Origin of the sequence: Pseudozobellia sp. WGM2, from assembly GCF_017810075.1 — a bacterium.
GTDB lineage: Bacteria > Bacteroidota > Bacteroidia > Flavobacteriales > Flavobacteriaceae > JADNYK01.
In genome coordinates, this window is record NZ_JADNYK010000006.1 from 220,799 (window position 1) to 245,804 (window position 25,006).

At 41.5% G+C, this 25,006-nt stretch carries 11 protein-coding genes; 2 read left to right on the forward strand and 9 right to left on the reverse strand.

The features are described from left to right. Positions 1–114 precede the first annotated feature (114 nt). Entirely contained in the window at positions 115–1,290 is a 1,176-nt protein-coding gene (locus IV512_RS15380) for a FecR family protein (RefSeq protein ID WP_209404921.1), read from the reverse strand. A 110-nt stretch (positions 1,291–1,400) separates the two neighbouring features. Here IV512_RS15380 and IV512_RS15385 point away from each other — a divergent pair, with 110 nt between their 5' ends. Beyond that, the gene (locus tag IV512_RS15385; RefSeq protein ID WP_209404923.1) at positions 1,401–1,985 is read left to right on the forward strand and encodes an RNA polymerase sigma factor; all 585 of its coding nucleotides are present in this window, start codon (positions 1,401–1,403) and stop codon (positions 1,983–1,985) included. A gap of 29 nt (positions 1,986–2,014) precedes the next feature. Here IV512_RS15385 and IV512_RS15390 read toward each other — a convergent pair whose 3' ends face one another. The 4 genes from IV512_RS15390 to IV512_RS15405 form a co-directional block, all read right to left on the reverse strand. Continuing rightward, positions 2,015–4,354: a DUF5703 domain-containing protein gene (locus IV512_RS15390; RefSeq protein ID WP_209404925.1), complete on the reverse strand. Its 2,340-nt coding sequence runs from the start codon at positions 4,352–4,354 to the stop codon at positions 2,015–2,017. A gap of 506 nt (positions 4,355–4,860) precedes the next feature. Then, a complete protein-coding gene (locus IV512_RS15395; protein WP_209404927.1) occupies positions 4,861–8,271 on the reverse strand; it encodes a VCBS repeat-containing protein in 3,411 nt (1,136 codons plus the stop codon). A 258-nt stretch (positions 8,272–8,529) separates the two neighbouring features. Beyond that, positions 8,530–10,032 (reverse strand): RagB/SusD family nutrient uptake outer membrane protein, encoded by a 1,503-nt coding sequence (locus tag IV512_RS15400; RefSeq protein WP_209404929.1) that lies wholly within the window; start codon positions 10,030–10,032, stop codon positions 8,530–8,532. Between the two features lie 33 nt (positions 10,033–10,065). Beyond that, positions 10,066–13,227 carry a TonB-dependent receptor gene (locus IV512_RS15405; protein WP_209404930.1) on the reverse strand — a complete coding sequence of 1,054 codons (3,162 nt, stop codon included), beginning with the start codon at positions 13,225–13,227 and terminating at the stop codon, positions 10,066–10,068. 1,581 nt (positions 13,228–14,808) lie between these two features. Here IV512_RS15405 and IV512_RS15410 point away from each other — a divergent pair. Then, on the forward strand, positions 14,809–16,032 hold the full coding sequence (locus IV512_RS15410; RefSeq protein WP_209404932.1) for a site-specific integrase: 1,224 nt from the start codon (positions 14,809–14,811) through the stop codon (positions 16,030–16,032). Between the two features lie 304 nt (positions 16,033–16,336). On the opposite strand, the gene IV512_RS15415 is transcribed toward IV512_RS15410, so the two are convergent. From IV512_RS15415 to IV512_RS15430, 4 genes are all read right to left on the reverse strand, one after another. Then, complete coding sequence (locus IV512_RS15415; RefSeq protein ID WP_245224854.1) at positions 16,337–18,265, reverse strand: OmpA family protein; 1,929 nt, start codon at positions 18,263–18,265, stop codon at positions 16,337–16,339. Positions 18,266–18,275: 10 nt separating this feature from the next. Then, positions 18,276–19,208 (reverse strand): type IX secretion system membrane protein PorP/SprF, encoded by a 933-nt coding sequence (locus IV512_RS15420; RefSeq protein WP_209404934.1) that lies wholly within the window; start codon positions 19,206–19,208, stop codon positions 18,276–18,278. Positions 19,209–19,248: 40 nt separating this feature from the next. Continuing rightward, positions 19,249–24,033 carry a gliding motility-associated C-terminal domain-containing protein gene (locus IV512_RS15425; protein ID WP_209404936.1) on the reverse strand — a complete coding sequence of 1,595 codons (4,785 nt, stop codon included), beginning with the start codon at positions 24,031–24,033 and terminating at the stop codon, positions 19,249–19,251. 190 nt (positions 24,034–24,223) lie between these two features. Further along, a partial coding sequence (locus tag IV512_RS15430; protein WP_209404938.1) for a hypothetical protein occupies positions 24,224–25,006 on the reverse strand: 783 nt, incomplete at its 5' end.

The window sequence follows — 25,006 nt, forward strand, 5'->3', positions numbered from 1 at the left end:
ATTAGTTAGTTGAACATTTTAATTAATTAGTAATCGATTATTGGGGATTTGAGTCATATACTTTCCAGGTGTTCGCTCTGTCCCCTTTATAATTTTACTATCTTCTTTAAGATTTCATTTTAAAATAATTTTCTTCTCATTTATCTCATAATTTTCGATTATACTTAAGGTTTTAATAGCGGACAATATTTCTTGAAGGTTTTGTTGTTTGCCAAGCACTCCCTTAAAAGTTACATTTTCCAATTCTTTATTTTCAAAAACTACCTCTACATTATACCAGCGAGATATAACCTTCATAATATCCTTTAGAGGCTTATCTCTAAAACTGAAAATTCCGTTTTTCCAAGAAATTTCGTTAAACACATTTACCTTGTACACATCAAGTGTATGGTTTTGTGTATTCAGTCTTAATTGTTGCTCAGGTATCAACCTTTGATTGAAATCATCATTTTTTATCGCTACGGACCCCTCTACGAGAGTCGTAAATATATTGACCTCATCCCTATACGCCTTGATGTTAAATTCTGTGCCCAAAACCTCTATCTCTTGGCTTTTATTTATCACTCTGAATTTAGCCCCTTTGTTTTTAGAGCTTGGCGACACATTAAAATAAGCCTCGCCATATACCAGCTCTACTTCTCTTGCCTCCCCCAACCTAAAACTAACCGGGTATCTCAATTTTGATTCAGAGTTTAACCAAACCTGCGTACCATCAGACAATTTTATATAGAATTGACCTCCTCGAGGTATGGTCAAATCGTTGTATTTAATATCGGCGTGATTCGGCTCGACATTGTCATATACAATCTGTTCTCCATCACTTTTTGCATTATGCATATCGTAATAACTGGCCTTGCCTAATTCTACAACCGATCCATCATCTAAAGTTAGAATAGCCTTATCGGTGCCAGGTTCGATGGTTTCGTTCACGATTACCTCAATAAGAATTTTTTCTACATCCTTCTCGAGAGAATTCGTCTTATAAAAGAGTGTTGATAAGAGAACTCCAATAGTTACCGCGGCGGCAGCATAGTAAAAGACCTTTCGTTTTTTTTCGATTTTGACTGCCTTTTTCTCATGTGCCATCTCTTCCGCCAATTTGTTCTTTACTTTATTTGTATCGAACCTCTTCATGTCATAATCGATTGCATAATTTGTCTTAACGTAAACCTTAAAAACCCTTTCATGACTTGGGTTTTTCATCCAATGCTCCAACTCCTCAAGTTCAGAAATTGATGCCTGATTGTTTATGAATTTTACAATAAGGTTCTCCGCTTTTTGGGTAATCATTTAATCCACCTCTTTAAAATAATACGTTTCATTTTTTCATTACCCTACTTATTTATGATTTTTTTTTAAATTTTATTAATATTTATGCTTCAATATTATTAATTTACCACATGAGCGAGAATTACGACGACAACCAACAACTAATTACAGCCCTTAAAGAAGGTCGGGCTGCAGCATTCAACCATCTGGTAGATATGTATCACCATAAGCTTTGTATTTATGCTTTTAGTCTCATTCATGACCAAGATGCTGCCGAGGATATTGTGCAAAATGTTTTTGTGCGTACTTGGCAAAAGCGAAATAAACTAAAATCCAATTTTTCAATCAAGAGCTTTTTATATAGGTCGGTCTACAATGAGTTCATCGACCAGTACCGCAAGCAAAAACCTTTTTTTCCGTTAGAGAAGAAATATATAGATGCCATATCTGAGATAGTTGAAGAAGAAAAACCTTCGCTAGAGCGCATTTTGAAACTGGTAAGGCAAGAGATTCAGAAGCTACCCCCAAAATGCAAAGAAGTGTTTTTGTTAAGTAAAGAAGAAGGTCTTAGTAATATTGAGATAGCTGAATACAAAAATGTTTCTATAAAAGCCGTAGAAGGCCACTTGCGCAAAGCCTTTAACTTACTTCGTAAAAGCTTTGACGGTAAATTAGATGGTTATTTTTTCTTGATGTTCGGTTTTGATAAGAAGTAATATTATTTCTTCAAACAGCATTTTTAAGGTTAGAAATTAAAATCATTCAACAGAACAATGTCCTTTGTTCTCTCAGTAGGCGTTACCGTTATATTCTCGACCTTCCCTTGTCTATAAGACACTTCAACAACCGTATTCTTTGGAGCATGAAGCTTGAAATCGACATCCCATTTTTTTGGCCAAGCTGGAAATAGGTAAATCTTATCATTTACGTTTTGAAGAAGCATTTCTTGCAATGCGATCATACCAGATCCTCCCCAATTATGGTCAGGCACCCAATCATGGCCCGGCCCCCAAAAGGTTGGGAATCGCCTATCGGCATCCTGTAGCTTTTTTATAATTTCTCGAGCAGCTTCTTTAATCAAACCCAATCGTGCACAAAAAATAGGGTCTTGATGCCAGCTTGTATAATCCTTTTGACCTTCAACATCAGCACCATAAAACCATGTGTTTCTAGCAATGTCTAAATCTTCACGACCAACCCCGTGCACCCCCCAAGGGTATACAGAATACAACTGTGGCAGCTCAACATTGTTTATACGCTCCCATGACTTGGCTGGGGCAATAGTCTTTTTACCTTCTTGCATTCGAAAATGAATACCCTCGGGCAGTCGCTCATACAATTCTACGACATACTTACGGCTCGATTCTCCAAGTAAAGTTTCGGGTAGGTTTAATAGGGCCTTGATTACACTTTTCATACCTAAAACCACCGTTATTGGATTCGTGGCCATTTTGTAGGTTTCACCTGCCGTAGAAGGATAAAAAATTAATTTACCCTCTTGATTTAAACTTTGCGTCGTTCGCTGCTCGCTCAGGTATTGATAATGCTCATCATAAAAACGCAGACAACTTTCGATTAAGGGCACGTATTTTTTAATATCCACATTCTTGAAAGAATAGGCGTCCAATATCATTTGACAGAACTCGAAAGAAGTATCCCACTGATATTCTATCCAAGAATTATATTCCATGCCAGGATCAAAATATTCAGGTCTCTTCCAACCGTATTCGAACCCTACCGGTAATCCGAAACTTTCCATCTGCTCGGTAAAACTTGCCCCGTCATGCCCCCAATAATAATCGGTTCTAAGTTCAGCATTATTTAAAGCATTGGCATAAAAATCGAATTGTGGCACCATCATCTCGATATCACCACTTTTTAGCATCGGCCAATATACAAGACGTTGGTTTTGGGCCGTCGCACTACCCCCGCCCCAACTTCTGTAATCGGGAGTATAGGTCATGGTCGAATCGACAAATTCGGGATCCGTAGTAAACAATCCGCCATTGAATTTCGTGGGAAAGCTGCCAAAGGCGTTACAACCCAACTGATACCTAAAGACTTGATAATTGCGAGCTATTTGCCACTCCTTGGCTTTAGGATCGGGGTCGTCTTTATTGATAACTATATGACTTCTGTTCCAGTAATCCTTCCACCAATCAATACTCTTTGCCCTATTCGGCTTTTTAGATTTTGTCAGATGTTGCTCTACTTTCTTTAAACTGTTCACCCATTGTTGTTCTGAACTTGTTTGCTCGGTATGCATGACCACCTTTATATGGTGATTACGTGCAGGCCGAACAGATTTGAGATACCAGCCTTTAAAATCGGTAGAAGCATAGCGCCCAGTTACAGTTTTAAAAGGTTTCATATTTTTACCCGACATGCGACCGCCGAAGGTGAGGTTTTCTAAAGGATTCCACAGTTTTTTCTTTACCGAATCAAGTCTTTGCTGCTTTACCACTAAATCAAAAGCAGTTTCCCCAGAATTGCGATGGTAAAATAGAACGCCCCCATCTGCAAAATCGACTTTATCTTTTTTTACTATTGTGGCGAACGGTGCGCCTAAATAGGTTCTGCACATATTTCTTTCAAGACCCGTAAGTTCTCGATCTTCATTACGCCACCCTTCATAGCTCGCGATAGCTTCTACTTTTTGATTTGATTGAATGTTAATATTCGATACAGGATTAAAAACATCCGCCCATACATCGATAGAAACTTCTAGGTCTTCTTTAGAAGCTTTTATCTGAACATACCCCTCTTTTAATTTTAACTCTTGCTTAAAATCATCAGGGTTATCGAGAGGATTTGGTGATAGTTCAATTCGTAATCTCCCAAGTTTAGGAAAGGAATTTAGTTCGTCAAATGTTCCACTACGGCTTAAGTAAATAAGCAAATCACCGTCTTCGACCCAAACATTCATACCAACATCGCCCCCACCACATGGCATGGATTCCAATGCATTTTTACTCGGCGTATTCCAGATAACATTATATTGTTCTAACGGTATAGATTTCTTTTGCCCCTGTATGGTGAGAACATAAAATACTAGCAGAATTAACGGCAGTTTGTGTATACGCATAGCTTGGATGCTGAGTAAAAAAGCACCCTATAAATTTAGAGTTTTAACCCATAAGAAAATTACAGGACTACTTGTAATACGAATGACAAATGAGAAACCCTTCCTTTGGCCTAAAGGTTTATGTCAATGACATATGACAATTTTAATAATTATCATTTTAAAATCACTGTATGATACTACTTTTATTGAATTTCAAAATTTGAGAAACTATATATCATTTGAAGTCATCGATGTTATTCGGTAAATTTTCTCATAATTTCATATTTCGCATTTAAAATCGAAAGCTGGTTCATCCCCGCTTTACTCACTTTACGCCATATGGCCCATATGATTTATCATAGAATTACTTCTCTAGCAAAATGGATTTGATTTCGACCTGTTTGACGGGTGCGATTGAAATCGGCAATCTTATTAACCTGTTGTAGCTATTAAAGTATAATGAGTAGACCGTTATTTTTATAAGCCCTACTCTCTACATACCAATTTCCTTTAATTCAAGTTCAATCTTAGTTGAACTCTATCACCTGTACTTGTGCATCGTTTTTTCCAAAAACAAGAGTTCTCTTATTTTCTTTCGCAGCATTCAATATGCGTGCATTTTTCACTTCTCCTTTTACGAACAGACCACTTTCACTTGTAGGCACTGTTGCAAACCCACCTTTACCATCACCCATTAACAGAACACCATAACTTGCATCATTTCTTGGCGTTTCAACTTCCGATTGATATAAATTACCGGATAAGAGAGCATCCTGATGCCCATCATCATTAAAATCATGTATTAAGATACTATTGACCGATGAAAATTGCGCCATTCCCTCTATTGGGCGGGTTTTAAATTTAAAATTCCCCAGATTCTCAACGTAGGTCGTGGCAAATGTGGTTGCACCATAATGCAAAGCGTCTTCTAAATTTTCCTTTCCATAAACGGTTTGAATATCGGCACTGGCAAATTCATGATAACTGGCAAACTTTTGTTTTACCATAGGCATTTGATTAGACGAGCATTCTCTGCCACGAAGCGGATACGGAACCCCATCTTCATAAAAACCAAGAACAATATCGAGACTGCCATTCTTATCAAAATCATTGGCGAACACCTCAAAAGGCTCTTCGGGTGAAGCTTTGTATTTATAGTTTAACCCTAAATTACCGACAATAAAATCTTGGTCTCCATCTTGGTCAAAATCTGCAGCAGCCACACTATACCACCAACCCGAACTGCCCGTAAGACCTGATAAATCGCCCAAATCCACCAATCCTTTTTTAGTATTTTTCAAGACTTTTATTTCCATCCATTCACCCACAACAATCAAATCTAAATTACCATCATTATCAAAATCCACGGATTTTGCGTCTGAGACCATTCCAAACTCCTTCAAAAACGGGGCTACATTTTCGGTATCATCTACGAACGATATAAGCCCTTCCACACTATTATTCTTCAAAATATAGCTGTTTGCCGAAAATGGATATTTGCCAGGCACTAACTTTCCTCCAATAAATAAATCTAAATCACCATCACCGTCTATATCAATAGTCTCCACACATGAACCACTAACACGAATATCGGGTATGGCGTTTGCGCTTTTTGAAAAACTGCCATCTCCGTTGTTTACATAAAATCGATCTTGATAGTACACATGCTTTTCTTCTTCTTCATTACCACCCGATACTACATACAGGTCTAAATCGCCATCACTATCGGCATCAAAAAAGTTGGAAGCAATATCTTCATGTCTTCGGTCTTTCTCCCATAAAGAACTTAAAATAGGCCTAAAACTACCATCTTGCTGCTGAATAAAAAGAGAAGCTGCTTGGTTTTTGGCACCTCCCACGTAAAAATCGTCAAGCCCATCATTGTTAACATCTCCATGACTTAAGGCAGGGCCGTTCTGTGAGAACTTATGTGGCAATAGACTTTCCCTTTCAAAATCATCAAATTGATTTTCAGTGTGCTTAAAGTTTAGGTCCAATGCATCTGTTACATCTAAAAACATTGTTTTCTCTGGTGTTGTCACTAACGGTATTTTATCAAGAGCTTCGTTATACGAAAGGGTTATTTGCTTATTGGCCGCTATGTCTTCGATAATTTGAGTTTTGCCATTTGGCCAAACAACCGTCAATTTTTTTACTTCTTCTGCTGTATTAAGGCCAAAGTGTAAAATATTATCCACCGAAGATTGAAATCCGCGAGACACATAGAGCTGTTTCGTTTGCCTTATTTCATCAGTTTCAATAGTTACCTTAGCACCAAGACCGCTGGTGTTACCTGATGCGCCTTTAAGCTTTATTTTTAAGTAATTGTTTTCAGCAGCTACTTCTCTAGAATTATTTCTATACATGGAGGCCATATCATTGATATTATTGGTCACAATATCTAAATCGCCATCATTATCCAAATCTGAATAAACAGCTCCGGTAGCACATGTGAGCGTTGTTAAGCCCCAATCAAGATTCATTGATGAAAAGGTAAAATCTTTATTATTTAAAAAGAGCTGGTTTACTTCCGCCTTTTTTGGCATCCGGTTCAATAAATCATCATAATATATTTTAATTAGTGAGTCTTTATTTTGAACTAATTCCAGATTTTTATGTAACGCTGCCAATTTCTTTTCTTTATAGATAAGGAAGTCGTTATTTCCGAAAGACCTCACGATTCCGTTTGAAACAAACAGATCTTGCCATCCATCATTGTTCATATCAAATAAGAGCGGTGCCCAACTCCAATTGGTATTGGACACGCCAGCGAATTTTCCAATTTCTGAAAATATAGGTGTATCGTTATTAATAATTTTTCCTGTATTCAGCTGTAAGGTATTGAACATGTACTGATGGTGTAATCCCATATCAACCAACTCTTGAAAACGTTTCGGGTTCATTCCGCTCATACTCGTTTTCAAGTCATAGTTATTATCGGATACCATGTCTAATGAGATAAAATCGAGCCATCCATCATTATTGATATCACCTAGGTCGTTACCCATCGAAAAGTTTGAAATATGATTGGTTGCTTCCTTCACAACTTCTTTAAAAGAGCCATTTTGCAGATTAATATACATATGGTCTCTTTCTGAGTAGTCATGACCTACTATTATATCTGGCCAATTATCATTGTTTATATCACCAATAGCGATGCCAAGGCCAAAACCTATTGAGTTATTGATAATTCCGCTTTCTTTAGAAACATCTATAAATTTTCCGTTGTTGTTTTGAAACAAGCGTTCGCTGCTGTATTGAGATTTTTTGTTTATCAACCGTTTCAAATTGGCTTGAACTTCTGATGGCCCGATACCATGATTGATTAAGAACATATCTAAATCACCATCTTTATCGTAATCGAAAAAGGCACTTTGGGTCGAATAATGCGGTAGGTCTAATCCATATTCTGAAGCTTCTTCTTTAAAAATAGGTATACCTTGCTCATTATTGCCCTGATTAATATATAGCTCGTTTTTTCGTTGTTCCGGATTTGGGTAATCACCAGATTTACAAACGTAAATATCCAGCAAGCCATCAGCATTTATATCTACCATTGTAACACCCGTAGGAAACCCATTGCCACCCTTTACTTTGGATACTACAGTTGTCTCCTCAAACACCAAGTCCCCTTTATTTATAAAAAGTTTATTGGAATACATATTGGAAATAAAGTAAATATCGGGGAGGTCATCATTATTGAGGTCCCCTACGGCAACCCCACCCCCATTGTAGAGATACTCGTAAATAAAACCGTTTACAGTAGGGGTTTCATTGATTAAATTGATAAAATTTAATTTTGTCGCCTGAGGACTTAATAGTGTGAAAAGTGTATCCTTTTTTTGGTCTTGCTCATTTGAAGACGAGTTCGAATGCTTCTTATCACCACAACGAATAAAAATAAAAACTAATATTAAACCATATAAATATTTGCTCATTGTATGTGAGTGTTGATTTGATAAAACATCCACCAAATTAAAATCTGTTGTATCAGCAGGTTCTCCCTTAAAACAATAATATGAATTAATTTAAAGAAAATGGACCAATGGGAACAGAGTTCATATCACGGCTTGTCTTTAGACCCTCAACGGCCATCTTATAACCCCTACTTTATAAATTTAAAAAAGGAGTATGAGTGATTCAACTCATACTCCCATAATGAATAGTTTCACTATTGCATTTAACTAACTCAAAAATTAATAACCTGGATTTTGTTGGAGGGTTCCACCACTAATGTCTATTTCTGATTGAGGGATTGGAAATATTTCATTGACTCCATCAGTGAAACCAGCGCCTTTAGACGTTTGGTATTTTTCGGCATATGCCCTCAGCACTTCCCCTGCCCGTTTCTGCCGCACCAATTCAAAAAACCTTTCGTACTCCTGTCCGAATTCTACTCTCTGTTCGTGCCAAATAATTTCTCTAAGTGCCTCTTTATTCGTTTCAGTGATTTCTGGTAATATATCAGGGTCACCAGCTCTGGCTCGAGCTCTAACTTCTTCAAGAGCCTCTAACGCCATCGTCGTATTGCCATTTTCATTCGCTGCTTCTGCGTACCATAACAAAACTTTACCCAGTCTCATGTAAATATCATCTCTACCAGGGTTATGGGCACCATTGACATATTCGTCTCGTAAGACATAATATTTTTTAGTTAAGTACCCGGTAGTACTATTTCCTACATCTGCAGTTTCACCATCGGGCATAATATCGCCGCTCTCATATACAGTATGGCCTAGCCTAGGGTCGCCAGATTCAAACGTTTCTACAAAATCTTGAGTGGGCAGATCAAAACCCCATCCATTTCTTGCCCTGCTTCCATGAACCGTATAGAGTAAATTTTGTGCGGTAACAGATCCACCGTCATTAAAAAATTGAACTTGAAAGATATGTTCAGAACTATTTTCCCCTGCTCTTGTAAACATGCCATAGTAATCAGGGTCTAATTCATATTCTCCTGAATTGATTACTGTGGCAAAATTGGTTTCTGCTTCGGCAAAATTGTCCATATACAAATATGCCTTTGCCAAATAAGCCAATGCCGCACCTTTGGTTGCCCTACCCCTGTCGGCATCATCATATTCGCTAGCTTCTGGTAAAACCGCAATCGCAGCTTCTAAATCAGCGATTATTTGTTCATAAACTTGTTGTCTCGGGGTACGAGTCAAATCATACGCCTCGAGATCTGCATCTAACACCAGAGGTACATCACCGAATGTTTTGACCAAGTTCATATAGTACCATGCTCTTAAAAATCTAGCCTCTGCCAAATATCTACCTTTAAGGCTTTCATCCATCTCAATTTCAGAAACTTTGTCTAAAATCAAATTCGCCCTATGTATGCCCACATACTGACTATTCCACGCAGCAGATAGTGCACTGTTATTCGTGGGTATATTAAACAATGCAATTTGTTGTGCATATAATTGATCAGAACCAGATTCGCCGCCCTTTTCAGCGTCATCAGAAGCAACGTTGGCCATTACCCAGTGCGCATATCCCGCGCCATAATTACCACAGCACCACATATTTCCATTTAATGGCTCATAGGCCGCAGTCACCGCTTTTTTCGCATCTTCAGCAGTAACATAGGCACTGAATTCAGAGAGTTGCGCCTGAGGCTCTTTCTCTAACACATCAGAACAACTAAGGAATAGTGATCCGAGTATTAAAGTCGTAATAAATATCTTGATTTTCATATCCGTTTATTTTTATACTACTTTATCAAAAATTTAGAAACCTACTTTTAATCCCAACGTAAATACTCTTGGCACAGGGTAATTAGCTTCGTCAAACCCCACATATAAAGGGTTGCTTCCATTTGTACCTATCTCAGGATCAAACCCTGGATATTTGGTAAAAGTAAAGGCATTTTGCACAGAGCCATAAATGCTCATGTTGATGGCATCGTTGAATACATAAGTAGGAATTTTATAGGTAAGCTGAATATTTCTGACCCTTAGATAGCTGCCACTTTCTAAGTAATAATCCGATGACCTCATATTATTGTTGGGGTCGTTCGTGTTCGGTGCAGGAATAGTGTTACTGGTACCTGGCCCTGTCCAGCGTCCATCATAGACCCTCTGGGTATAGTTGAAAAAGTTAGACCCCTCAGTTCTGAACCTTAGGCCCATAAAAATATCATTACCATAAACCCCCTGAAATTGAACCCTAGCATCGAAATTCTTATATGAAAATGCCGTATTCAGACCATAGGTTAATTTCGGCCAAGGATTGCCAATAATAGTCTGGTCGTTAGAATCTACAACCCCGTCTTCATTGACATCTACAAATCTTATATCACCGGGTGATGTACCTGACGTTTGAAATGCATGGTCATCGACTTCTTGCTGAGTTTGAAATATACCATCCGTTTGCCACCCCCATTGAGAAGCTATCGGATCGCCTACCCTAGTAACATTGGCATTACCTACGAAAGAGATTTCTTGAAAGATAGAAGTGCCATCATTTATTAAGTCAAGCACCTCATTTCTATTTCGAGACGCATTCCCGACAATACTATATGTAAAGCCTCTTGGCGTAGTATTCTCATAACCGAGCATAACTTCGATTCCTGTATTCAGAACGGAGCCACCGTTTACGAATGGAAAATTCTGAATGCCTGAATATGCCACAAGTGGGATTCTTAAAATTAAGTCTGAGGTTTCTTTTCTATACCAGTCTATAGAAGCACTCACTTTATTATTGAAACCTTTAAAATCCAATCCTAAGTTGGTTTCCCTAGTTGTTTCCCATTTTAAATCAGGATTACCTTGACCCGTAGGTGCCTGACCTATCAGAACTTCTTGCGATTCTCCAAAGGTATAATTGGTGTTTGGCGTTATAAGACTGGCAAAACCATAATTATTTAAGGCATTTTGGTTTCCTAGTGAGCCCCATCCTGCCCTAAGCATTAAATTATCTGCCCAATCACTACTCTCCAGAAAGCGCTCTTCGGATAGTTTCCATCCTAGGGAAAAAGATGGAAAATAGCCCCATTTGTTATTTGCCCCAAACCTAGAAGATCCATCGGCCCTAAAATTCCCCGTAGCGAAGTACCTTCCATCATAATCATAGTTGACCCTACCTAGATATGAGAACAATCCATTAGAACCCCCATCACCAAATATTTGTCCGGGTATAGTGGCTAGATCCAAAAATCTTAAATTTTCGTCATCGGCGGAATTCTCCGGTATACCACCCCCAGATGCCTGCACAAACTTTCTGGTGGATTCTTGAACTGTAACACCAGCTAAAACATCAAGGTTATGATTGCCAAAATCCTTATTGTATGTTAATGTATTGGCCCAACTATATTCGTTGGTTCGGGTATTACCCTCTTGTAAGGTTGCGTTCTGGTTCTCTTGACCTACAGCAAGAAAATATGTTGGAACAAATACGGTATTTTCAACGAATGTCAAGTTAAAGTTATACTGTGACCTAAAAACTATGTCTTTCAAAAAGGTTAACTCTGCGAAAACATTTCCATTGGCCACATATCTTCTAGAATCATCTATGGTTTGAGATACATACGCCAAGGGGTTAACGGAATTTAATGAGGTAGTAGAGACACCGAAACTTCCGTCTGCATTTCTCGGCGCTATTTCTGGATTGGCCGTCAATGTTCTTGCAAGAACGCCAGCAAAATAAAATTCTTCAAGGTTTTCTTTGTTAGAAAAATTAACCGCTAAGTTTTGACCAAGAGTAATGGCAGGAGAAATTTCATGTGATGAATTCACTCTTAAACTGACTCTTTCGAAATCAGATCTCGGCAAAATACCGTCTTGCGTAGTATAATTACCAGAAAAAAAGAAATTACTTTTTTCACTGCCTCCACTAGCTGAAACTGTTAAGGTGGTCATAGGCGCCACAGAAAACATCTCTCTCTGCCAATCTGTGCCCTCACCCAGAGCAGATGGATCGGGATAAAGCGGTGCGTCACCCGCATTGACCAGACCTTCATTATATAAGGTAGCAAATTCCGCCGCATTTGTAACGGGAAGGTGTTTTTGAATAGTTTGCAACCCTTGACTTAAATTAATATTCAATCTAGACTTTCCCGACTTTCCTTTTTTAGTAGTAATCAACACAACGCCATTTGCCCCTTGCGCCCCGTAAATTGCAGATGCACTGGCGCTTTTCAGCACTTGAATACTCTCTATTTGGTCAGGAATCAAATCAACGGGATCAACATTTGGGTTGCCATCTACTACATATAATGGATCTGAATTATTTACCGTTCCCGCTCCTCTCACCCTTATCAACATACCGCCACCTGGTGAACCCGAATTTTGAGATACCTGCACACCAGCTACTAAACCTTGTAGTGCCTGCCCCACCTGTATTATGGGTTGGTCTTCATATTGCTCGGTATCTATAACACCAATGGCCCCAGTGATATCACTTCTTTTTTGAGTACCATACCCTACAACCACAACCTCTTCGAGAGAAGAAACATCTTCTATCATAACCACATCAATAATTTGCCTACCATTTACTTCGACAAGCTTGGTAACCATACCTACGAAAGAAAAAACCAATGTTGAGTTTTCGGGTACAGTTAGGGTGTAGTTACCATCAAAATCGGTCACAGTACCTATATTTGATGCTTCGACTACGACTGACACCCCTAATAATGGCACTCCATCGCCATCGGTAACCTTGCCCGAAATAACAACGTCCTTATCCTGGGCATCACTATTTTCGTTAAATAAAGGGGACGAAAAAGAGTTGAGCTTCCCAACTTTAGTGTAATCATCTAGTTCAAACACATCGAAATAAGTTAGAGAAACGTGCTGTTCTTTACCATAAACCCCTGATGTAAAAATAAAAAGGAAAATCAGTAGATATTCTCCAAAATATTTTAATTGTGATAATTCTGACCTGTAGTTCATATTCCCATGATTTTCAAAGGTTGTTTGGTGATTTTAACTATTATTTATTCTAGGGGAAAAATTTATTATGTCAAGGTGGTTATACTAATTTTATTTTCTGTATAAAGTGCGTGATTATAGATTTCCTCTTCTGAACTACTGATAATATCAAGTCAATATTACCTATATCACATTAAACAGCTCATTACAGCAAGCCCTAAATCGACATATTTCGCAAATAAAGATATGCTAATATTCGAATTAAACAAAAATATACGAAATAAATAAAAAATTTATATTTCTATAATAGACATAAAACATAATAAAAGAAAATATTCGAATAGTAGTTTCTTGTATGTAACACCCTTTGCCGACCTAAATGCATTCACAAAACATTTCGTCGAAATGCAAATAAAAAGAGCTACTTCTACAATTATTCTTACCTTAAATTATGACCTGAAGTTCTTATTATTTCGAAACCATTTGATATTTCGTCTTATAGAACCATTCAGTGAAGAGTATTTTTTTAAAAGTTTTTCAGTTATTTATGTTTTACAAAAAATTCAAAGTTTCACTTCATTTGAAGGAAGTTTACTTAAAAACTGATTTCACTTAATCACGTGTAACTAATGGAATTTCAGCAAATAAAACAAAGCCAAATTGAAGTAGATTATATTTTGTTTGTATTATAGTTTTGTTTCTGATGGTATAAGAGTATTTCGAATATTTATAGCCGACAAATTGACATCTCACTTTATGAGAAAAAATAGACAGACAGCTTTTTCGTTGCCGAGAGGTGCGTCGGGCAAAATTGGAACGGAAAGTCACAACGGGCTGGCTGGCTCAGTATATCGGTACAGCGAGGATTGTAGTGGATGTTTTATGTAATTTCCGCAGTGGCCCGTACGTACTTTATAAAATTTCTCTAATAATTGATAACTATTTGGAATAAAAACTCAAATTTATATTGACCATCATAGATATCATAAACCTGTTTTAATATTGTTCAAAATCGATTGAAGTTCGATATCTTCAGAGTAGGCCCTCATAGTTTTTCAACTCGTGAATTCCACTTTTGCTCTTATATCAAACGCCTTAAACTCCCCATACTTTTTATTAACGGTGATATGGGCATAAGCTATAACCATTTAACCAGTGCTCGACTTAAGTATTTTTAATAAAAGAGAATATTTAATTTGCTGTAAATCAGTGAACGTTTTAAGTACTCACGAGATGTACAAGAAAAATAAATTTAGCCTTAAATTTTATTTAAAAGCAATTTAAGGGCGGGGTTATTGAGAATTGAATACGCCCCGAATTTCTCGTCTTCAATATGATACTAGACGATACATTTTGATATCAAAATGAAAAGCCCGTAAATCGATGATTTACGGGCTTTATGTGAAATTTTAAAAATTTCTAGCGGTCTGGACGGGACTCGAACCCGCGACCCCCTGCGTGACAGACACGTCATTTATGGTTTTATTTGATTCTAAAAATAATTAAATAACTGTTTTTCAGCAAATTAAAAATATTATCAAACCATATAGAACCAAATAATACCTATATTTGTTTATAAATAGTTTATAAATTTATAAATACATGCTAACCACAAAAGTCCTTCTCAATAAAGTACGCCAAAAGCAGGATGGCACATTCCCGTTGGTAATTCGCATTACCTATAGCAGAAAATCAATATATCTGCCACTCGGTTACAACCTGGCCGAAAAAGATTTCGATGCCAAGAATCAAAGGATAAGGCCATCAAGTAAAATTGCTTCCAATATTACTCGCCTGAACAATGGCATACAAGAAAAATTGAAGAAGATTTACGATACGGTTACTCGCTTGGAAGAAGAGGGTAAAATAGAAAGCCTGCCTATGTCATCCGTCAAAAAAGAAATAGAGGGGAAATCGGTAGGCAACATGGATTTTTTCAATTTTACAGATTCCTTGATAAAGGATTTGAAGAAAGCCGGAAAGTATGGCAATGCAGAAATTTACAGGACTTTGCGCAATAAGATTGAAAAATTTCATGGAAAGAACTCCCTTCCTTTCCGTCAAATCAACTATGCTTTTCTAAAGAAATTGGAGACCCAACACTACGCTTCTGGAAATACAGCAGGAGGTTTGAGCGTATACCTTAGAACACTCAGATCAGTTTACAAAAAGGCTATAAAGCATGGGTTAGCCAAGGAAAACCACAATCCCTTTAACGATTATTCCATAAAGAACGGAACTCCAAAACGACAGTTTTTAAACAGGGAGCAATTGGAAACCTTAAAGGATGCTCCGGTCGAGGAATCTCATTTGGCCAAAGCTCGTGACCTTTACATGGCTTCTTTTTACCTGAGGGGGATGAACTGGATGGATATGGCTTTGTTGAAGGGGGATAATATACAAGGTGATTTGGAGCGGATAATGTACATAAGATCTAAAACAAGGAACAAAATGTTCTCTATCAAAATAACCCCTGCCTTAAAGCAAATTCTACTTGCTTATAACGATGGGAAAATAAAAGAAGATGATTTTGTATTTCCTATTCTAACTAGAGATATTTCCCAAGATCAAATTCACGAAACCATAAAAAACAAAAGAAAAAGACAGAACATTTACTTAAAGCGTTTAGCAGACAGATTGGAACTTCCAAAATTTACCATATACAGTGCCAGACACACGTATGCCAATATTCTCAAAAGAAGCGGCGCTCCGAGCAACGTGATTCAAGACAGTCTTGGGCATACTACCGAGGCCATGACCCAAGCCTATCTAAGTTCATTTGAAACCAATGTCATTGATGATTACGATGCAAAAATCATGTCTTAAGTTTCATCTTGAATTAAGCGAGTTTCTCTCAATTTATATATAATTTCACTTTTTCTTCTTCTCCCTAACCACAAAAAGTGCCCGATAGGGCACTAGATTCTAAGTCGGAACTCAGATTTATAATCTGATAGAAGGTCTGTACCAGACCCAATAAAAAGAACAAGACTGGAAATCTGGAACAAATATTCTGAATTTGTATAATCGACCTGTAAAACGGCTATTTTAAGGGATAGCCGTTCATGTTTTCTGAATACGTGACAATATTAGTGCGACACAATAGATTAGACCCTTGTTCAAACCGATATTATCGTTCCATCACAATGAACTCCGACCTACGGTTGAGGTCGTGTTCCTTCTCGGAACATTTTACGCCGTTGGAGCAGTGGTTCATGGGTTTTGTTTCCCCATAGCCCTTTCCACTTACACGATCTAGGATTATGTTGCCTTTTTCCACAATATAAGCCATGGTGGATTTTGCCCTTCTATCGGAGAGTTTCATATTGTAGGAATCACTTCCCCTACTGTCCGTGTGCGAACCAACTTCTATTTTCACAGTGGGAAATTCTTGAAGATAGTCGATAATCTTCTGGAGCTCCAGGGCGGCATCGGGCCTAATGTCAGCTTTATCAAAGTCAAAATAAATGGGTTTAAGATTTAATGTCTTTGCCAAATCAGTGCCTAAAGCTGCCGGGACTTTCTCAAGTTCAAGATAAAGGGCAATAGGTTGGTCGCTTGGAAGCGTTACTTCCTGTACCTGTTCAATAAAATCCTTTTTGGTTCCGACTATCTTAAACTTACCGCCGCTACAAGGTATCGAAACGACAAAATTACCCCGGGCATCGGAAACGGTTTCGGCAATCGAATTGCCGTTTTCATCTAAAATTACCACTTTGGCATCGGCTAAAGTCTCCCGGGTTTCCTTATCCTTTATAACTCCTTCAGCCGGGCACTTAAAATTCAATTCTTCGAACGTTACCGAATAAATGTCATCGCTTCCGTGGCCGCCTTCCCGGTTCGAGGCAAAATGGCCCCTAAGTCCACTTTCATCCAACACCAAACTGAAATCATCGGTGTTACTGTTCAAGGGTGATGCCAAATTGATAACCTGGTCCGAAGGGACATTGTCTTGCATGGGAACCGCAAAAATGTCCAATCCCCCAAGTCCGGGATGTCCATCACTGGCGAAGAAAAGATTTCCGTTTCTGCTTATAAATGGATATGTATCCCTGCCCTCGGTATTTACGGGAGCGCCAATATTCCTAGGTTCGCCGATGGAACCATCGGCCTCGATTTGGGCCATATAGATATCGGACATCCCAATCGTTCCCTGCATATCCGACGCAAAGTAGAGCATGGTGCCATCGGGCGAGAGAGCGGGATGCGCTGCTGAATGTTCATCGCCATTAAAGGGAAGTTCTTCCGCGTCGTACCAATTCCCTTCCGCGTCCACCTTGGCGCGAAGAATCTTTAATCGGATGACCCCTTTATCATCCTTACCCTTTTTTCCATGTACAAAGTTGTTACGGGTAAAATAGACGGTCTTTCCGTCGTCCGTGAACACAGGGGTACATTCATGATATTTGGTATTGAGTTTTTTGGAAAACATATCGATTTGTCCTGTACTGTCCCCGGATAAGCTGACCTTGTAGAGGTCGAGATACGGATAAAAATTCCAGTTGTGGAGACGTTTCCTGACTGTTCCCGTGTCCCTTGAAGATGCGAAAATCAGTTCCTCTTTGAAATAGGACGGACCGAAATCAGGGTAGGAAGAATTGAAATCCTCGTTTTTGATTTCCGCCTTTCCGGAACGGAGTTTTATAATTTCGAGATAATCAGGATGTTCTTCAAAGAGTACGGCTCTTTTGTCGCTTGCTTCCAGTGCGTCAAATTTTTCCATCATTCCATCGGCTTCGGCATACCGCCCCAAAGTCTTTAGGGTATGTGAATATCTGAAATAATACTCCGGTTCGACATCCTCTCCTATTTCCAAGAGTTTGTTGTACCATATTCCGGCATTTTCAAGATCGGACATGTAATAATAGCTATTTCCCAGATTCTTATACAACTGGGGGCTTTGATATCCACTCTGGGCCAGTTGCTCGTATTGCTCTGCGGCTGACGCAAAGGCGTAACCCTCATAGAGTCTGTTGGCCCGTTCTAACTTCTTTTCCTGCCCGTGTAGCAGGGAAGTACTAAAAACTAAGGATAATACGATGTATTTCAGGTGTTTCATTTTCAGAATATTAAAAGAATCTTGGATAAATGACTTTTTCTTTTCTATTGAAAAGTTCCACCCTAAGAAGTACCTCAAAGGATCCGTTGTTGAAAGAGGTATTGCCCAGTTCGGTGGTTTCCCTATCGTAGGCAAGCCCTAATAGGATAGGGTCGGATATTTGGAATGCCGCCATGGCGCTCCACGCGGCGCTCCATCGGTAGGCGGCGCCCAAGGTAAGCTTCTGCCGGTACCTGAAGTTCGCCGAAACGTCTACCTGTAAAGGGGCCCCCGATACCATCTTTGTCAAAAGGGCGGGCTTGAGCTCCCACTGGGGCGCTAGGTCGAAGACATATCCCGTTATCAAATAATAGTTGATACGTTCCCTGGCCAAAAAAGACGAGGAATCGTCGGAATCAGAGGATTCGTCAAAATGTTTGGTCTCCAAAAAGTTGGGCACGGAAGCCCCGAGATAGAATTTACCAGTATGGTAATAGATACCCGCTCCAAAGTTTGGGGAGAATTTGTTGTCTATGTTTTCGGCAGAGGTCAATTGGGGGACAAATTGCCGTAGTTGTGCGAAATCGACGTCCAAAAGATTGGCCGCCGCGTTCAGGCCAAAAGAGAGCTTTCGATCCCCGGACATTCGCAGGGTGTAAGAAAACAGGACATCGAAATAGGTCTCTTTGGTGGGACCAATGTCATCGTTCACGATACTGAGGCCCAGTCCGACATTTTTTCCTGCGGGGGAATGCACGGCGAAGGTCTGTGTACGGGGGGCGCCTTCGAGCCCTACCCATTGGGACCGGTGCAGCCCCGTGAGGCTCATTACCCCGCGAGATCCCGCATAGGCCGGGTTCACGCTCATGGTATTGTACATGTACTGTGTGTATTGGGCATCCTGTTGTGCCATGGCCGGTAGGCCTGCCAAGATCAATAGCCCTATCAAGATATACTTTTGCATTGCGCTTCCTTTTTTTGAGAAAAATAACATCGTGCCCATTCTATCGGTTTATATATAGGTAGCCGGCCGTTTGTTTTTGGCTTCCTCCTTCGTTATAGTGTACCACATAGAAATAAGTCCCTACCGGAAGAAGATCGTCCCCTTGTATGGTTACCCTTCCGTTGGAACGGCCCGTGAAAAAGTTATTCCGTGGATTATATCTTTCCGTCTTCCAGACCAGTACGCCCCATCGGTTGTAGATGTTTACGGTATTGTCCGGGAAGTTCTCGATATTTCGGATGACCAGGATGTCGTTCACGCCGTCGCCGTCGGGAGTAATCAATTGGTAGGTTTCCACATCCTCCGCACCCTCAAAACCTGTGTTGGATTCCAGATAATCAGGTATCCCATTCCCATCACTATCGTTCGGTCTTGTGGGGTCGGTGCCGATTTCCACACCATTGGCCAGGCCGTCGCCATCACAATCCCCCGAAAGGAATCCGTCTGATTGAGCGAGGCTTACATTTTCTTCGATGGAATCACAGAAGTCGTTTAGGTCAGTACCATCGGCCAGTTCGGTTCCGTTCGGTACGCCGTCACCATCGCAATCGGCCTCCAAAAATGCTCCGCTCTGTTGTATTGATATCCTGTCGATGTCAAAATCACAAGGGTCGTTCGGATCGGTGCCATCGGCCAGTTCATCGCCATTGGTTACCCCGTCGCCATCGCAATCAGCGTTGTTGAAGGCATCGGTCGGCGTGGTCGAAATGTTGGCAACCACGAAGCTGCAGGCATCGGTGGGGTCGGTACCATCGGCCAGTTCATCGCCATTGGTCATGCCATCACCATCACAATCCGCTTGTAGGTACGTATCGCTTTGGGGTAGCGTGGCGCTCTGCGCATTAAAGCTACAGGGATCGTTCGGATCTGTACCATCCCGTATTTCATCATAATTGATAACTCCGTCACCATCGCAATCGCTCAGTAGGTACTCCCTGCCCAATGGAAGTGTAGCATTGTTAGTATTTCCGCTACAGGGGTCATCGGGATCCGTACCATCCGCCAGTTCGGCACCATTGGACACTCCATCACCGTCACAATCGCTTGTCGGTAACGCCGTACCCGCAATGCTGTCGCAGTCGTCGAGTGGGTCGGTACCGTCGGTAACCTCCTGCCCATCGGGGATGCCGTCGCCATCGGAGTCGGGGTCGTTGGGATCGGTGCCAAAGGCGGCCTCCTCGTCGTTGGTAAGCCCATCGTTGTCGCAGTCATTGGTTCCCTGGGGCTGCCAATCGGGATTTGCCCTGGGTTCACAAGGGTTGTTCGGTTCAGGATCGTCTACGTCGCAGATGTTGTCACCGTCTGTATCCAGGCATATCGGAATAGTTATGTTCAGGGTGGCGGTAGCGCAGACCGTACCGTTGCATACTTGATATTGGATGGTTACGGTAGAGTTGTCTTCCGCGGCCAGGGCCGTATAGGTGATCTCGCCCGTGTTTTGGTCGATGTTGATGGTTCCTGCAGCCGTACCTCCCGTTACCGTAATCGTGCTTCCGGGAAGGAAATCATCGTTGTTCAGTACGTTGTACGTCTTGGGCACACCCACGTCTGCGGTGGTGTTATCGTCCACGGCGGTCGCGACCAGCGAGTTCGGGTCGGAACCGTTGGGGTTGCCGTCCCCATCACAATCGCTTGTGGGCAGTGGCGTACCGCCGACGCTGTCGCAGTCGTCGAGGGGATCGGTGCCATCGATAACCTCCTGTCCGTCGGGAATACCGTCGCCATCGGAGTCGGGGTCGTTAGGATCGGTGCCCAGGGCTGTCTCCTCGTCGTTGGTGAGCCCGTCGTTATCGCAGTCGTTCGTTCCCTGCGGCTGCCAATCGGGATCGGTACCGGGTTCACAGGGGTTGTCCGGTTCGGGGTCGTCTACGTCACAGATGTTGTCGCCGTCCGTATCGGCACACGCCGGTATGGCAATGTTCAATGTCGCGCTGGCGCAGACCGTACCGTTGCAGACTTCGTACTCGATGGTCACGGTAGCGTTATCTTCTTCCGCCAAAGCTGTATAGGTAATCTCGCCCGTAGTTTGGTCGATGCTTATAGTTCCGGTTGCCGTGCCGCCTGTTACGTTAATGGCACTTCCGGGAAGGAAATCGTCGTTGTACAATATATTATAGGTCTTGGGTACGCCCACGTCCGCGGTGGTATTATCGTCCACTGCGATTGGGACGAACTGGTTAGGATCCTGGCCGTTCGGATTGCCGTCCCCGTCACAATCCCCTGTCGGTAGCGGCGTGCCCCCGATATTGTCGCAGTCGTCGAGCGGGTCGGTGCCGTCGATGACCTCTTGACCGTCATTGACACCGTCACCATCGGAGTCCGGGTCGTTGGGGTCGGTACCAAGGGAGGCTTCTTCGTCATTGGTCAATCCGTCATTGTCACAGTCGCTGGTACCGAGGGGTGTACCGCCAACGGAATCACAGTCATCGTTCGGGTCGGTACCGTCAATTGCTTCCTGTCCATCGGGGATACCGTCGCCATCGGAGTCGGGATCGTTGGGGTCGGTCGTGTTCCCGTTGGGGTTTCCGGGTGTGGACGGGTCGTCGACTCCGGTTAGCTCCTCGTCATTGGTCAATCCGTCACCGTCACAATCGCTGGCGCCGAGGGGCGTACCGCCAACGGAATCACAGTCATCGTTTGGGTCGGTACCGTCAATGGCTTCTTGGGCATCGCTTATGCCATCATTGTCGTCATCGGGATCATCCACATCGGGGGTGCCATCCCCGTCGTTATCGCTTAAAATGGTAACGTCTTCGTTTAAATCGTCGGGAATGGTGTTTACCTCGTTGGCGATTTGGTCAAAATTGGCGCTTATGGAATTCGTCACGGTCACGTCCCCATCGACATCATTGGCAGTAGCAACAATGGCCAAGGTATGCAGCTGTCCACTATTCATGAAACCGATGGTCCAATCGGGTGCCGACCATGAGCCCGAACTGGGTGTGGCACTGACGATGGAAAATTCCGAAGGCACCGCATCTGTAATCGTTAAATTGGTGATTTGGTCGATTCCCAGATATTCGGCGGTAATGGTAAACGTAACGTTCTCGCCCTCAACTATGGGATCGACATCATCAATTTTTTTTAAGACAAGTTCGGGATCGCAGCTATAAGCAGGCAATATCGCGGAATCATAGGTGCAACTTCCTTTGGTTACCCTTACAAAATAGGCACCGGGGGTGGCCGGAGTGAACGAACTGTTCGTTGCTCCCGAAATGGGTTGGCCATCCTGAAACCACTGGTATGCGTCGAAACCGCCCGTTTTTTCTACGATATCGGAGGGCAAGCACCCCGCCCCAAGTACATCCAATTCCACTACGGGAACGGTATCGAATCCGGAAAAGTAGCCCCCGATACCTGCATTGGCGTTTGCTCCTAAAAAACCTACCGCAATGGGTCCCGTTGAATTGACGGTCACGTTTCCTTGGAGGTTGTTTATGAAAATTGTTTTCCATTCCGTTGTTCCGGCCACCGGTGTTGAAGGAGGAAGGTTAACGTTGCCCGTATCATCCGTTACCGTAATATTACCGTCTGGTGTATTTGTTGAAGCGATTATGGTGACCCCCCCGTTGAAATTTAATCCGTCGACATCACGGATGGTGGGGATGTTGTCCAAATTGTCCGGTAATAAACAATTGACGGGAGCGATAAAATTTAGGCCTAGGGTCTGAAGGGCTGAAGATCCTGTCAGGCATTGGTAGGCATATGCCTCTTTTGAGGTAGTCACAAACATGTTGCCCCCTGCCGTGTTGGAGGAGTAATTATTACCGGGAACCTCAAAATATTCTCCAGTGTCGATAGTGGCAATGGGTGTGGTAGAACCGTTTACAAAGATTTCCGTATTGTTCTGGGTAGCGATAATTATAGGAAATTCAGTCTGGTTGTTAGCTTGGCCATTTCCACGGATAAAAACATACTCCCTGCCCAGCACGTTTTCCGGTACGGGTTGGTCGATACCGGCATCCCTTGCCTCTGACCCGGAATTTATGCCAACATTCAAACCCCCATTGCTGATAACGATTTTTTTATTGGATTGTATGGTAGCACCTAGCCATCCGTCTATGTTGGCAGGGGTTTCATTTTTTGCGGCTTCAAGAACGAAAGTTTGACCGGCATTCAATGTTATTTGCAACGCATCATCGGTTATACCTCCCCGATTTCCCTGTAACCTAAACTCACAATTAGGATTATAATCAAAAATGTCCACAACGGTATTGTCCTCGGTCGCCATTATGCCTAAGGTCGAGGTGAGAAATGGACTATTTGCCCGATTTGGAATACCGCCCCATTTAAACAGGGTTCCTGCCGCCTGTCTACCTTTTGCGGTCAGCGAGGTTGCCTGGGCAATGGATCTTCCCCTGTAATTCACATAGAATTTTTCACCACCAGGCGATTGAAAACGCAACCCGCTGTTACTTAATACGATACCTGTATTGGTATTCGTCACTAAGGTTATATTATTGTCACCATTTGCGACGTCATATTTACCGGGTGCAGCATTGGAAATGGCTAAGGTGGCAATAGGGGTGGTCCCTGTACCCTGAAAAACCTGAACATTGAAAGCGGCGGTTTCAGGTGTTGAAAGATAAAAAGCTTGTTGTTGGATGGCTTGGTTATTTGCCACCTGCTTTAATGGGGGCAAGTAATGCACATCGCTCAATTGTGAATAGCCATGAGTACAAAAGATTATAAACAGGAATAACTGCAAGACTTTTAATGAAACTTTTCCCATTAACCAATGAGAATGGAAATTAGAATTCGGCAAAAGTATAGCGGGAATATTCATTCTTTAAGACTTTTAAAACAAAAGAGGCGTCAAAATTGAGAACTTTTGTGTAGGAAAAAACATAATTGTCGATAAAAATATGTTGACAGCTATTGAGGAGGAACTATTTGTTGTGTATACGGGTAAAATGTAGGTGAAATTATCCAAACTATAGGTAAAGAGATATTATCGACGGCAATGAATTTGGAGATTACAAAAAAATTCCTTTGCTCCTATATTTCGACCAATCCGTAAACTCGTCCTTGAAACCGTTATATACCTCTTCGGTTTTCTTGCCGCTACCGCCCAATAACGAACTAACGGCATAAACGCCTTTACGCAATGCACGGTTGTGCTGTATACTGGACTGCCTTTGGGATACTTGAACAATGCTCTGACGAAGCCCATTGTCCATATGGTGCTGCACCATTTCCCGGTGCAGGTTCGGGTACGCTTTTTCCGCCGTTAGCATAAAGGCGACCCTGTCGTACATTCCCCTTTCCATCAAATGTCCTGTCCATAAGTTTTCGAGCTTGTTCCCGTCTTTTTCAACAAGCTTGTTGATGACGGGGTACTGTTCCTTTAATGTTGCAGATAAATCGGAAATTGAACTCAAATACTGGCCCGTTCTTTTCGGCAATGGGCAACTTGTTCTTTTGTCGGTATAAATGGATTTGATTTCGAACCCCTTCTCTCCTTTTGCAAAATAGAACCCCTTCGCGTTGAAAAGGGCAATATAGTCCTTCGGGGATTTTTCAAAGGGGGCGTGCATCCGTTCGGCGTATTTTACATAGGAACCCAAGGCTACACTCTCATATTGCTTTTTGTATACAGGATTCATCTTTTCGTAGAGCTTTGGAAAAATCATAGGAAGAAAAATGGTCGATGCCGTTAGCTTGGAGCTATTTTCAGAACTCTGTTCCGATAACATTTCGAGCATCAAATGATTCTGACGGACAAATCCTGTAGATACATGTTTTTCCATATTATCGGG